This window comes from Pseudomonas sp. S3_G06 (genome assembly GCF_054667565.1).
Genome location: NZ_CP162738.1, coordinates 3,021,772 through 3,034,235, shown reverse-complemented (window position 1 = coordinate 3,034,235; position 12,464 = coordinate 3,021,772). Strand labels below are relative to the sequence as shown.

Sequence of the window (12,464 nt, the reverse complement as noted above, 5' to 3'; positions counted from 1 at the left end):
CCATGGCAACGATCAAGGATGTAGCGGCGCTCGCGGGCATTTCCTACACGACCGTGTCGCACGTGGTGAACAACACCCGCCCGGTCAGTCAGGAAGTGCGGCGCAAAGTCGAGGCGGCGATCAAGAGCCTCGACTACGTGCCCAGTGCCGTGGCGCGCTCGCTGAAAGCCAAAACCACGGCGACCATCGGCCTGCTGGTGCCTAACAGCCTCAACCCGTACTTCGCTGAACTGGCGCGCGGAATCGAGGATTACTGCGAGCGCAACGGCTATTGCGTGATCCTCTGTAACTCCGACGACAACCCGGACAAGCAGCGCAGCTATTTGCGTGTGTTGCTGGAAAAGCGCATCGACGGTTTGATCGTCGCCTCCGCCGGCGGTGACAGTGGTCTGGCGCAAGGGCTGGCGGGCGTGAAGACGCCGATGGTCATCGTCGACCGGGGCCTGGAAGGTGTAAATGCCGATCTGGTGCGCATCGACCACGAATACGGCGCTTATCTGGCAACCCGTCACCTGCTCGAGTTGGGGCATCGCGACATCGCCACCATCGGCGGTCCGGCCAGTACCAGCGTGGCGCAAATGCGTCAGGCCGGTTATTGCCGAGCGCTGCAAGAGGCGGGAATCGAGGTGCGCGAAGAGCGCATGCTCGAAAGCGACTTCACCAGCACCGGCGGTTACAACGCCGCTGCCCGACTGCTCGAGAGCAATCCACCCAGCGCGATTTTTGCCGGCAACGACATGATTGGCATCGGTGTGCTGCGTGCGGCGGCTGAACGGAATGTTCGGGTGCCGGCCGAGCTGTCGGTGATCGGCTTCGATGACATTCAGATGAGTCGTTATGTCTATCCGGCGTTGACCACGGTCGGCCAGTCGATCCTGCAACTGGGCGAGATGGCCGCCGAAGTGCTGTTGCGCAGAATTGCTGCGCCGGAATCGGGCACCGATCAACGCATCGTGACCCCGAGTATTGTCCTGCGCGAATCGACCGCGCCGCTGTCCGGCGTGTTCACCGAATATCGCTGAAACCGAATTGATGAGTAGTGATGTATGCCAGCAAATGTAGTGGTAATAGGCAGCCTGAACATGGACCTGGTCACCCGGGCGCCACGGCTGCCGCGCGGCGGTGAAACGCTGATCGGTCATTCCTTTGCCACTGTGTCGGGCGGCAAGGGCGCCAATCAAGCAGTTGCCGCTGCTCGTCTGGGCGCGCAGGTGGCGATGGTCGGTTGCGTCGGAAATGACGACTACGGTGTGCGATTGCGCGATGCCTTGCTCGCCGAGCACATCGACTGCGAGGCTGTCAGTGTCGTAGAGGATTCCAGTGGCGTGGCGCTGATTGTGGTGGATGACAACAGCCAGAACGCCATCGTGATTGTCGCCGGTGCCAATGGCGCGATGACGCCAGCAGTGATCGACCGTTTTGACGCGGTTTTACAGGCCGCCGACGTGGTGATCTGTCAGCTCGAGATTCCCGATGCGACGGTCGGGCATGCGCTCAAGCGTGCACGTGAACTGGGCAAAACCGTCATCCTCAACCCGGCGCCGGCCAGCCGTCCTTTGCCGGCAGACTGGTTCGCGGCGATTGACTATCTGATTCCCAACGAGAGCGAAGCCGCCGCGTTGAGCGGGCTCGCTGTCGACTCGCTGCAGTCGGCAGAAACGGCTGCCACTCAATTGATTGCCATGGGCGCCGGTAAAGTCATTGTCACGTTGGGCGCGCAGGGTTCGTTGTTCGCCAATGGCCAGGGCTTCGAACACTTCCCCGCGCCGACCGTGAAGGCGGTCGATACCACGGCCGCAGGCGACACCTTTGTCGGCGGTTTCGCCGCAGCGCTGGCCAATGGCAAATCCGAGGCCGAGGCGATCCGCTACGGTCAGATCGCCGCTGCACTGTCGGTTACCCGTGCCGGTGCACAACCGTCAATTCCAACCATGTCCGAAGTACAGGCGTTCAGACCCGCATGAAAAAGACTCCATTACTCAACGTCGCGCTGTCGCGACTGATCGCTTCGCTTGGCCACGGTGACATGGTCGTGATCGGCGACGCCGGTTTGCCCGTGCCGCCGGGTGTCGAGCTGATTGATCTGGCGCTGACCCATGGCATCCCTGATTTCGTCAGCACGCTGAAAGTCGTACTCAGCGAGATGCAGGTAGAAAGCCATGTGCTGGCCAGAGAGATCTTCGATAAGCAGCCCTCGGCGCTGGCCGATCTGGACGCGTTGAACGAAGAGGGCGCGCTGGGCCGTAGGGATCTGCTCACCCATGAGCAGTTCAAGGTACTGAGCCGACAAGCCAGGGCGATCATTCGTACAGGAGAATGTCAGCCGTACTGCAACATCGTTCTGGTCGCCGGGGTTACATTCTGATTTCCGATCTCACCTGCACAAGGAATGCGCTATGCAACGCTATGCTGAAAAACTCCATCAACTGCTTCGGGGTCTGCTGCTTTTGTCCGTGATTACTGCGACCGGCGCCCAGGCGGCGGAAAAGATCGACCTGATCATCGACACCGATCCGGGCGCTGACGATGTGGTCGCCTTACTGTTCGCTCTGGCGTCGCCGGATGAATTGAATATTCGCGCTCTGACTACCGTGGCCGGCAACGTGCGCCTGGACAAGACTTCGCGTAACGCGCGACTCGCTCGCGAATGGGCAGGGCGCGAAGACGTGCCGGTTTACGCTGGCGCACCGAAGCCACTGATGCGCACACCGATCTACGCTGAGAATATTCATGGCAAGGAAGGCTTGTCGGGCGTGACGGTTCACGAGCCAAAGAAAGGCCTGGCGAAAGGAAATGCGGTCAATTATCTGATCGACACTCTTAAATCGGCCAAACCGCACAGCATCACCATCGCCATGCTCGGCCCGCAGACCAACTTGGCTCTGGCGTTGATCCAGGAGCCGGAGATCGTTCAGGGCATCAAGGAAGTGGTGATCATGGGCGGGGCGCATTTCAACGGTGGCAACATCACCCCTGTGGCTGAATTCAACCTGTTCGCTGATCCGCAGGCTGCCGAGGTGGTGCTCAAGAGCGGGGTGAAACTCACCTATCTGCCGCTGGACGTGACCCACAAGATCTTGACCAGTGACGCGCGCCTGAAGCAGATCGCCGCGCTGAAAAACAATGCGAGCAAGATTGTCGGTGACATTCTCAATGAATACATCAAGGGCGATATGGAGCACTACGGCATTCCCGGCGGTCCGGTGCATGACGCCACCGTTGTGGCATACCTGCTCAAGCCCGAGTTGTTTACCGGTCGGGCGGTCAACGTCGTGGTGGATAGCCGTGAAGGACCGACATTCGGCCAGACCATCGTTGACTGGTACGACGGTTTGAAAGCACCGAAGAATGCGTTCTGGGTCGAAAATGGCGACGCCCAGGGGTTCTTTGATCTGCTGACCGAGCGCCTGAAACGCCTGAAATAAGTCGTCGACCCGCAGGCAGTTTGCCTGCGGGTTTTCACTGCGGCTGTTCGGCCTGGCCGATCGGATAGCGTTCGAATACCTGGTTGATAAAATGCTGCGCCGCTTCTATCCCCAACTCCTTGACCAGTAGATCGATGCCGATCAGCGCCAGTTCTTCCGTCGTGCCGGGGCTGTAAGAGCTGTGTCCTTCGGCCCATTTGGCGTTGATGGCGGCGTCGATGCTTACACTGGTCATGGGAGGCTCGAAAGGTCAGGATGTCTGTTTTTCGAGTTAACCATTTTGCGCGGCGTTTGGCACTGCGACTTAGGCATGAGCGGAGCGCTATGCGACACTTGGTCTTTTCCGGCTTACCAAGGACCCTGTTGTGCAGATCGATCTGAATAGCCCTGACGGCCTCACACTCGATGCAGTGCGCCAATTGCTCGCCTCAGCCAGTGACGACGTACACAACCAATTGCGCGTGACCAAAGACGGCATCGCCTATCTGTCCACCGTGACCGGTGGGCAGGATATCGACGGTCTGCTGTTTCGCCTGGAAACCTGGGCAAAGGGCTCCGGCTATGTGGGGAACGTCGCAGCCAGTGATGAAGTCTGGGTGATGCAGATTTTCAACGCGCTCAAGGACAACTGGCCGAATCCGCCGTATGACTACATCGACGTTTATTGAGGTCGTTAATATTCAGTCACGATTGTTTGCTGAGTCGCCGCGCGCAGCTCAGGCAAACTCGGCATTTTTCCGCTCGTGGGGCAGGGCATGGCTTGAGCCTTGAAACCAAACGCCGCATTGGCGGTCGCACGATCTCTGCTTAAACATTTGAAAACAAGGAGGCTTCATGCCTTTGAAGTTCGCGACACTGGGTGCACTGATGGCCGCTGCGCTGTTGGCTGGTTGCAGCACAACCTCCAGCGAGTCGGCAAAGGAACCCGTGGCTGCTGAATCGGGGAACAGCCGCTGCGAAGCATCGGCAGCGCAATTCGCCATCGGCAAGAAGGCATCCCCTGAATTGCTGGATCAGGCACGTGCCAAGGCTGGGGCGCAAAATGCGCGCTTCCTCAAGCCAAACGACATGATCACCCTGGAATACCGCTCCGATCGCCTGAACCTGAACACCGACAACAACCTGGTAGTTACTCGCGTCAACTGCGGCTGAGTCCTTTTGTGTCAGGCATAAAAAACCCCGTCACCAGGACGGGGTTTTTTTAGTGCGCCGAGAAATTACTCTGGGCGAACCTGTGCAGCTTGCATACCCTTTTGGCCTTTCTCAGCCACGAAAGAGACGGTCTGGCCTTCTTTCAGGCTTTTGAAACCGTCGGATTCGATAGCTTTGAAGTGTACGAACAGGTCGTCACCGCCACCTTGAGGAGTGATGAAGCCGAAGCCTTTTTCATCGTTGAACCATTTAACGGTGCCGGTTTGGCGATTAGACATGGTGTATCTCCAAGAAACATATATTTTCAGTAGTACTGTGCTGCTCAGGCCAACTGGGCACACCCGGGTATCATAGTCGAAATGTTCGCTTTGGGAGCCCCCCGGACGTGCTGTTTGCCAATCAGTCGTGTTTTCTTTACCACCCGTTTCTGCTGAAAGCCCCGGTTTGAAAGGCTTTCAGCGAAACGTAAAGACGATAAAAAAACCTGTAAAACCTGCATAAATCGTCTGAAAAGGCTCATTTCCAGCACTTTTTTCCGCCTTTCAGCCGATATTAATACCCGGTTTTCTTATTTTTTCGGGGCGGTATTTGCCTTGCATTTGGCGATCTGGCCAAGGGCTTTCTGTTGCAATTCAGGAGTCGCCTTGTTGTCCATCAGCGCCTGAATGTCGCTGGCCGGATAGGACTTGATGGCGTCAGCTCCGCAAGCGCAGTGTGATTTCGCCGCTGCAGCACCGATTTGCTGGGTCGCAGCCTGAGTGCACTGGGCCATGTACTTTTCGCGCTCGCCTTTCGGCCAGTCGGCATGGGCGCTCAGTGGCAGCAGCAGGACGACGGGGGCGACGACGGCGAATAAGCTTTTCAGACGCATGCGAGGATGCTCCTTGTGGGTCAATGTCTTGTTATCTGAGGGCGCAAAGGCCGATCAAGTTCAGCACTCTGGCATAAAATCGGACATTTCGCCTTCTGCCAAATCAGGGCGTGAGCGACCGCTCATCTGTGCTAGCATGCCGGGCTCAAGCGTTCTCAGGCTTCGGATGACCTTCAGTCCCGAAGCGGTCGGCGTGCGAATTTTTCCGATTTGAATCCCAGTCACTCTGGTTCGGTTTTCCGGTTGGCCGCAAGGCTCCTGCCGCTGTAAGGCAGGCGTTCGTCATTGAATGGCCTGGATCGGATCTTGTACTGGCTCATCCCAACCCACGTGACCTTTGGTAGGGGTCACCACTAGGAGAGGAGGCGCCATGCCAACTATTACTCTTCCCGACGGCAGTCAACGTTCATTCGATCACCCGGTTTCCGTAGCAGAGGTCGCCGCATCCATTGGTGCGGGTCTGGCCAAGGCCACGCTCGCCGGCAAGGTCAATGGACAACTGGTCGACGCCAGCGACATCATCAGCAGCGACGCGACCCTGCAAATCATTACGCCAAAGGATGAAGAGGGGCTGGAGATCATTCGCCACTCTTGCGCGCACCTGGTTGGCCACGCGGTCAAACAGCTGTACCCGACCGCGAAGATGGTAATCGGCCCGGTCATCGACGAAGGCTTCTATTATGACATCGCCTACGAGCGTCCTTTTACGCCGGAAGACATGGCGGCCATCGAACAGCGCATGCAGCAGCTGATCGAGAAGGATTACGACGTCATCAAGAAAGTCACTCCGCGCGCCGAAGTGATCGAAGTGTTCAAGGCCCGTGGCGAAGACTACAAGCTGCGTCTGGTCGAAGACATGCCGAACGAACAGGCGATGGGTCTGTATTATCACGAAGAATACGTCGACATGTGCCGCGGTCCGCACGTGCCGAACACGCGTTTCCTGAAATCCTTCAAGCTGACCAAGCTTTCGGGCGCCTACTGGCGCGGCGACGCCAAGAACGAGCAGTTGCAGCGCGTTTACGGCACCGCCTGGGCTGACAAGAAGCAGCTGGCGGTGTACATCCAGCGCATCGAAGAAGCTGAAAAGCGCGATCACCGCAAGATCGGCAAGCGCCTGGGCCTGTTCCACACTCAGGAAGAGTCGCCGGGCATGGTGTTCTGGCACCCGAACGGCTGGACTCTGTACCAGGTCCTCGAGCAGTACATGCGCAAGATCCAGCGCGACAACGGCTACCTTGAGATCAAGACTCCTCAAGTCGTCGACCGCAGCCTGTGGGAGAAATCCGGGCACTGGGCCAACTATGCCGACAACATGTTCACCACTCAGTCGGAAAACCGCGACTACGCCATCAAGCCGATGAACTGCCCGTGCCACGTGCAGGTGTTCAATCAGGGCCTGAAAAGCTACCGTGAGTTGCCGATGCGTCTGGCCGAGTTCGGTGCCTGCCACCGTAACGAGCCGTCGGGTGCGTTGCACGGCATCATGCGCGTGCGAGCGTTCACTCAGGACGACGCGCACATCTTCTGCACCGAAGAGCAGATGCAGGCCGAGTCCGCTGCGTTCATCAAGCTGACCATGGACGTCTATCGCGATTTCGGCTTTACCGAAGTCGAGATGAAGCTGTCCACTCGTCCGGAAAAACGTGTCGGCTCCGATGAGCTGTGGGATCGCGCTGAAGCAGCATTGGCTGCAGCCCTTGATTCTGCTGGCCTGCCGTACGATCTGCAGCCGGGCGAGGGTGCTTTCTACGGGCCGAAGATCGAGTTCTCGCTGAAAGATTGTCTCGGTCGCGTCTGGCAGTGTGGTACCTTGCAGCTCGATTTTAACCTGCCTGTCCGTTTGGGCGCTGAATACGTCTCCGAAGACAACAGCCGCAAACACCCGGTGATGTTGCACCGCGCGATCCTCGGTTCGTTCGAGCGTTTCGTCGGGATTCTGATCGAGCACTACGAAGGTGCTTTCCCTGCGTGGCTCGCGCCAACCCAGGCGGTGATCATGAATATCACTGATAAACAGGCAGATTTTGTTGCAGAGGTTGAAAAAACTCTCAACGAAAGCGGATTTCGTGCCAAGTCCGACTTGAGAAATGAAAAGATCGGCTTTAAAATCCGCGAGCATACTTTGCTCAAGGTTCCCTATCTTTTGGTTATCGGAGATAAGGAAGTCGAGATGCAGACTGTCGCTGTGCGTACTCGTGAAGGTGCTGACCTGGGCTCGATGCCCGTCGCCCAGTTCGCTGAGTTTCTCGCGCAAGCGGTTTCCCGGCGTGGTCGCCCAGATTCGGAGTAATTATTATTAAGCGTGAAATGAGACAAGATAAACGAGCTGCACCGAAAGCCCCGATCAACGAGAATATCTCGGCACGCGAGGTTCGGTTAATTGGCGCTGATGGCGAGCAGATTGGCATCGTCTCGATTGATGAAGCGCTTCGTATCGCTGAAGAAGCAAAGCTTGATCTGGTGGAAATTTCCGCAGATGCAGTCCCGCCTGTTTGCCGGGTGATGGACTACGGCAAATCGATCTTCGAGAAGAAGAAGCAGATTGCCGCGGCGAAGAAAAACCAGAAGCAGATTCAGGTTAAAGAAATCAAGTTTCGTCCAGGGACGGAGGAAGGGGATTACCAGGTAAAACTGCGCAACCTGGTACGTTTCCTGAGTGACGGGGACAGGGCCAAGGTATCCTTGCGATTCCGCGGCCGTGAGATGGCCCACCAGGAGCTGGGGATGGAACTCCTCAAGCGGGTTGAACAAGACCTGCTCGAGTACGGTTCGGTCGAACAGCATCCTAAGATGGAAGGACGCCAGCTGATCATGGTCATCGCCCCGAAAAAGAAGAAGTAATCAACAGGGCACGGCAGGCCTTCTGATTATGTTTATCAACTGAATGCGGAGTATCCGAACATGCCAAAAATGAAAACCAAAAGTGGTGCTGCCAAGCGGTTTCTGAAAACTGCTAACGGCATCAAGCACAAGCACGCTTTCAAGAGCCACATCCTGACTAAAATGTCGACCAAGCGTAAGCGTCAACTGCGCGGTAGCAGCTTGCTGCATCCGTCTGACGTGGCAAAAGTCGAGCGCATGCTGCGCCTTCGTTAATTTAGTCAAGAATAGAGGAAGTAACTCATGGCTCGTGTAAAGCGTGGCGTCATTGCCCGTAAGCGTCACAAAAAAATTCTGAAACTTGCTAAAGGCTACTACGGCGCACGCTCCCGCGTATTCCGTGTTGCCAAGCAAGCGGTAATCAAGGCAGGCCAGTACGCCTACCGTGACCGTCGTCAGAAAAAACGTCAGTTCCGCGCTCTGTGGATCGCTCGTATCAACGCTGGTGCTCGTGTTAACGGTCTGTCCTACAGCCGTTTCATCGCTGGCCTGAAAAAAGCGTCCATCGAGATCGACCGCAAGGTTCTGGCTGATCTGGCAGTGAACGAAAAAGCGGCGTTTGCTGCGATTGTCGAGAAAGCTAAAGCCACCTTGGCTTAAGTACCCCCGACAGTCACCCGGCCTCACCTCTGTGGGGTCAGGTGTTAAACGTCATAAATAGGGGAAGAGCCTTCAAGCTCTTCCCCTATTTTGTATCTGGAGTCTGTACATGGAAAACCTGGATGCGCTGGTCTCTCAAGCACTAGAGGCTGTGCAAAGCGCTGAAGATATCAATGCCCTGGAGCAAATCCGGGTTCAATACCTTGGCAAGAAGGGCGAATTGACTCAGGTGATGAAGACCCTGGGTAATCTGCCGGCCGAAGAGCGTCCGCAAGTCGGTGCGCTGATCAACGTTGCCAAGGAACGTGTTACAGGCGTTCTCAATGCGCGCATGGCATTGTTTGAAGAAGCCGAGCTGGCTGCCAAACTGTCTGCCGAATCCATCGACGTGACATTGCCGGGCCGTGGCCAGACCTCTGGCGGTCTGCATCCGGTCACCCGGACTCTGGAGCGCGTTGAGCAGTTCTTCACCCGCATTGGCTACGGCATTGCCGAAGGCCCAGAGGTCGAAGACGACTACCACAACTTTGAAGCGCTCAACATCCCAGGCCATCACCCGGCCCGGTCGATGCATGACACCTTCTATTTCAATGCCAACATGTTGCTGCGCACCCATACCTCGCCGGTACAGGTCCGCACCATGGAATCGAAGCAGCCGCCGATCCGCATCGTCTGCCCGGGCCGCGTGTATCGCAGCGACTCCGATATCACCCACTCGCCGATGTTCCACCAGGTCGAAGGCCTGCTGGTCGATCGCGATATCAATTTTGCCGATCTCAAAGGCACCATCGAAGAATTCCTGCGGGTGTTCTTCGAAAAAGAACTGGCCGTGCGTTTCCGTCCTTCGTACTTCCCGTTCACCGAGCCATCCGCCGAAGTCGACATGGAATGCGTGATGTGCAGTGGCAAAGGCTGCCGCGTCTGCAAGCAGACTGGCTGGCTGGAAGTGATGGGCTGCGGCATGGTTCACCCGAACGTGCTGCGCATGTCTGGCATCGACCCGGAAGAGTTCTCCGGCTTTGCCTTCGGCATGGGCGTCGAGCGTCTGGCCATGCTCCGTTACGGCGTGAACGACTTGCGTCTGTTCTTCGACAACGACTTGCGGTTCCTCGCGCAATTTCGCTAGTCGTAACGAATTCTTAGGAGAGCAGGATGAAATTCAGTGAACAATGGCTGCGTGGCTGGGTTAGCCCGCAGGTAGATCGCGATGAGCTGGTTGCTCGTCTGTCGATGGCCGGTCTTGAGGTCGATAGCGTTACTCCGGCCGCCGGTGCATTCAGCGGCGTGGTTGTGGGCGAGGTGCTGAGTACCGAGCAACACCCGGATGCCGACAAATTGCGCGTGTGCCAGGTCAGCAATGGCGCGGAAACCTTCCAGGTCGTGTGCGGAGCGCCAAACGTGCGCCCGGGCCTGAAGATTCCGTTCGCCATGATCGGCGCAGAACTGCCGGGCGACTTCAAGATCAAGAAGGCCAAGCTGCGTGGCGTCGAGTCGAACGGCATGCTGTGCTCGCAGGCCGAGCTGCAGGTCGGTGAAGGCAATGACGGTCTGATGGAGCTGCCGGCTGATGCGCCGGTGGGCGAAGATTTCCGCGTGTATCTGGATCTGGAAGACGCCAGCATCGAGGTCGACCTGACCCCGAACCGTGGCGACTGCCTATCTCTGGCCGGCCTGGCCCGTGAAGTCGGCGCGCTGTACGCCGTGCCGGTAACCCGTCCTGTGGTGACTGCGGTTGCAGCGGTACACGACGAAGTGCGTTCGGTCGAGGTGCTGGCCTCAGCTGCCTGCCCACGTTACCTGGGTCGGGTCATCCGTAACGTCGACCTGTCCAAGCCAACTCCGCTGTGGATGGTTGAGCGTCTGCGTCGCGCCGACGTGCGCAGCATCGACGCCGCCGTCGACATCACCAACTACGTGATGCTCGAGCTCGGCCAACCGCTGCACGCTTTCGATCTCGCCGAAATCAATGGCGGCATTCGTGTGCGCATGGCTGAAGAGGGCGAGAAGCTGGTTTTGCTCGACGGTCAGGAAGTCAGCCTGCGTAGCGATACGCTGGTCATCGCCGACCACACTCGTGCACTGGCGATTGCCGGTGTCATGGGTGGCGAGCACAGTGGCGTTTCCGCGACCACCCGCGATGTGTTCCTCGAATCTGCGTTCTTCGACCAGATTGCGGTTGCCGGCAAGGCACGTTCTTACGGCTTGCACACCGACGCTTCGCATCGCTACGAGCGTGGCGTTGACTGGCAACTCGCTCGTGAAGCCATGGAGCGCGCCACTGGCCTGCTGCTGGAAATCACTGGTGGCGAAGCTGGCCCGATCATCGAGACCGTCAGCGAACAACATCTGCCATCCATTGCACCGATCACTCTGCGTGCGCAGCGCATCACGCAGATGCTCGGCATGGAAATGGATTCGGCACAGGTCGAGCGTCTGCTCAGTGCCTTGGGCCTGAGCATTACCGCTGACGGCGAAGGTCAATGGCGCGTTGAAGTGCCAAGCCACCGCTTCGATATCAGCCTGGAAGTCGACCTGATCGAAGAGCTGGCTCGTCTGTACGGTTACAACCGTCTGCCGGTTCGCTACCCGCAAGCGCGTCTGGCGCCACAAGCCAAGGCCGAAGCGCGGAGTGATCTGCCTGAGCTGCGTCGTCTGCTGGTTGCTCGTGGTTATCAGGAAGCGATCACTTACAGCTTCATCGATCCGCGTCAGTTCGAACTGTTCAATCCAGGTGTCGAGCCGCTGTTGCTGGCCAATCCGATCTCCAACGATATGGCCGCCATGCGCTCGTCGTTGTGGCCAGGTCTGGTCAAGGCGTTGCAGCACAACCTCAACCGTCAGCAGGATCGCGTGCGTCTGTTCGAGAGCGGCCTGCGCTTCGTTGGTCAGCTTGAAGGCTTGAAGCAAGAGCCGATGCTGTCCGGGGTTGTTTGCGGTAGCCGCTTGCCGGAAGGCTGGGCGCAGGGGCGCGACACCGTTGACTTCTTCGACGTCAAGGCTGACGTGGAAGCGGTATTGGGTTTTGCTGGTGCCCTGGATTCGTTCACCTTTGCTCCGGGCAAGCACCCGGCGCTGCATCCGGGTCAGACCGCGCGCATCGAGCGTGAAGGTCGCGAGGTAGGCTATATCGGTGCAATTCACCCTGAGCTGTCAAAGGCGCTGGGGCTGGATCGTCCGGTGTTTGTCTTCGAGCTGGTTCTGGCGGAAGTGGCGCTCGGTAAAATGCCAAAATTCCACGAGTTGTCGCGCTTTCCTGAAGTGCGTCGTGACCTTGCACTGATCGCGCACAAAGACGTCGCGGCCTCGGCTGTGCTGGACGTAATCCGTGAAAATGCAGGCGAATGGCTCACAGAGCTCAGGCTGTTTGACGTATATCAGGGTAAAGGTATTGATCCTGATAGAAAAAGCCTTGCAGTTGGCTTGACCTGGCAGCATCCATCGCGCACTCTTAATGACGATGAGGTGAATTCGACGACGCAAAATATCCTCACCTCGCTCGAACAAAGGTTGAACGCCACGTTAAGGAAGTGACG

15 protein-coding genes are annotated in these 12,464 nt (G+C 57.7%); 12 read left to right on the top strand and 3 right to left on the bottom strand.

Annotated features, from left to right (window positions below):
- Positions 1-2 precede the first annotated feature (2 nt).
- From AB4N47_RS13620 to AB4N47_RS13605, 4 genes are read left to right on the top strand one after another with little or no spacing between them, the layout of a single operon-like run.
- Entirely contained in the window at positions 3-1,022 is a 1,020-nt protein-coding gene (locus AB4N47_RS13620; RefSeq protein ID WP_016774041.1) for a LacI family DNA-binding transcriptional regulator, read from the top strand.
- A 24-nt stretch (positions 1,023-1,046) separates the two neighbouring features.
- On the top strand, positions 1,047-1,964 hold the full coding sequence (gene rbsK / locus AB4N47_RS13615; protein WP_341637925.1) for a ribokinase: 918 nt from the start codon (positions 1,047-1,049) through the stop codon (positions 1,962-1,964).
- Positions 1,961-2,365, top strand: coding sequence for a D-ribose pyranase (gene rbsD, locus AB4N47_RS13610; RefSeq protein WP_341637924.1), 405 nt, complete (start codon positions 1,961-1,963; stop codon positions 2,363-2,365). Before rbsK ends, rbsD begins: the two co-directional genes overlap by 4 nt.
- A 31-nt stretch (positions 2,366-2,396) precedes the next feature.
- Positions 2,397-3,425 carry a nucleoside hydrolase gene (locus tag AB4N47_RS13605; RefSeq protein WP_341637923.1) on the top strand — a complete coding sequence of 343 codons (1,029 nt, stop codon included), beginning with the start codon at positions 2,397-2,399 and terminating at the stop codon, positions 3,423-3,425.
- 34 nt (positions 3,426-3,459) lie between these two features.
- On the opposite strand, the gene AB4N47_RS13600 is transcribed toward AB4N47_RS13605, so the two are convergent.
- Positions 3,460-3,660 (bottom strand): hypothetical protein, encoded by a 201-nt coding sequence (locus tag AB4N47_RS13600; RefSeq protein WP_016774045.1) that lies wholly within the window; start codon positions 3,658-3,660, stop codon positions 3,460-3,462.
- A 130-nt stretch (positions 3,661-3,790) separates the two neighbouring features.
- On the opposite strand from AB4N47_RS13600, the gene AB4N47_RS13595 reads away from it, so the two are divergent.
- A complete protein-coding gene (locus tag AB4N47_RS13595; RefSeq protein WP_016774046.1) occupies positions 3,791-4,093 on the top strand; it encodes a hypothetical protein in 303 nt (100 codons plus the stop codon).
- Between the two features lie 166 nt (positions 4,094-4,259).
- Positions 4,260-4,577 carry an I78 family peptidase inhibitor gene (locus AB4N47_RS13590; RefSeq protein ID WP_016774047.1) on the top strand — a complete coding sequence of 106 codons (318 nt, stop codon included), beginning with the start codon at positions 4,260-4,262 and terminating at the stop codon, positions 4,575-4,577.
- A gap of 65 nt (positions 4,578-4,642) precedes the next feature.
- Here the strand turns inward: AB4N47_RS13590 and AB4N47_RS13585 are convergent, their stop codons facing one another.
- Both AB4N47_RS13585 and AB4N47_RS13580 read right to left on the bottom strand, forming a co-directional pair.
- On the bottom strand, positions 4,643-4,855 hold the full coding sequence (locus AB4N47_RS13585) for a cold-shock protein (protein ID WP_003179963.1): 213 nt from the start codon (positions 4,853-4,855) through the stop codon (positions 4,643-4,645).
- A gap of 290 nt (positions 4,856-5,145) precedes the next feature.
- Positions 5,146-5,448: a hypothetical protein gene (locus AB4N47_RS13580; protein WP_016774048.1), complete on the bottom strand. Its 303-nt coding sequence runs from the start codon at positions 5,446-5,448 to the stop codon at positions 5,146-5,148.
- Between the two features lie 370 nt (positions 5,449-5,818).
- Here AB4N47_RS13580 and thrS point away from each other — a divergent pair, with 370 nt between their 5' ends.
- The 6 genes from thrS (at position 5,819) to pheT (ending at position 12,462) form a co-directional block, all read left to right on the top strand.
- Complete coding sequence (gene thrS, locus AB4N47_RS13575; RefSeq protein WP_460154251.1) at positions 5,819-7,741, top strand: threonine--tRNA ligase; 1,923 nt, start codon at positions 5,819-5,821, stop codon at positions 7,739-7,741.
- Complete coding sequence (gene infC, locus AB4N47_RS13570) at positions 7,741-8,292, top strand: translation initiation factor IF-3 (RefSeq protein ID WP_169432615.1); 552 nt, start codon at positions 7,741-7,743, stop codon at positions 8,290-8,292. The genes thrS and infC overlap by 1 nt, the downstream gene beginning before the upstream one ends.
- A 60-nt stretch (positions 8,293-8,352) precedes the next feature.
- On the top strand, positions 8,353-8,547 hold the full coding sequence (gene rpmI, locus AB4N47_RS13565; RefSeq protein WP_002553160.1) for a 50S ribosomal protein L35: 195 nt from the start codon (positions 8,353-8,355) through the stop codon (positions 8,545-8,547).
- Positions 8,548-8,574: 27 nt separating this feature from the next.
- Positions 8,575-8,931, top strand: a complete 357-nt coding sequence (gene rplT / locus AB4N47_RS13560) for a 50S ribosomal protein L20 (RefSeq protein WP_002553161.1) — start codon at positions 8,575-8,577, stop codon at positions 8,929-8,931.
- Between the two features lie 109 nt (positions 8,932-9,040).
- On the top strand, positions 9,041-10,057 hold the full coding sequence (gene pheS, locus AB4N47_RS13555) for a phenylalanine--tRNA ligase subunit alpha (RefSeq protein WP_003226365.1): 1,017 nt from the start codon (positions 9,041-9,043) through the stop codon (positions 10,055-10,057).
- Between the two features lie 26 nt (positions 10,058-10,083).
- A complete protein-coding gene (gene pheT, locus AB4N47_RS13550; protein ID WP_341637922.1) occupies positions 10,084-12,462 on the top strand; it encodes a phenylalanine--tRNA ligase subunit beta in 2,379 nt (792 codons plus the stop codon).
- Positions 12,463-12,464 lie beyond the last annotated feature (2 nt).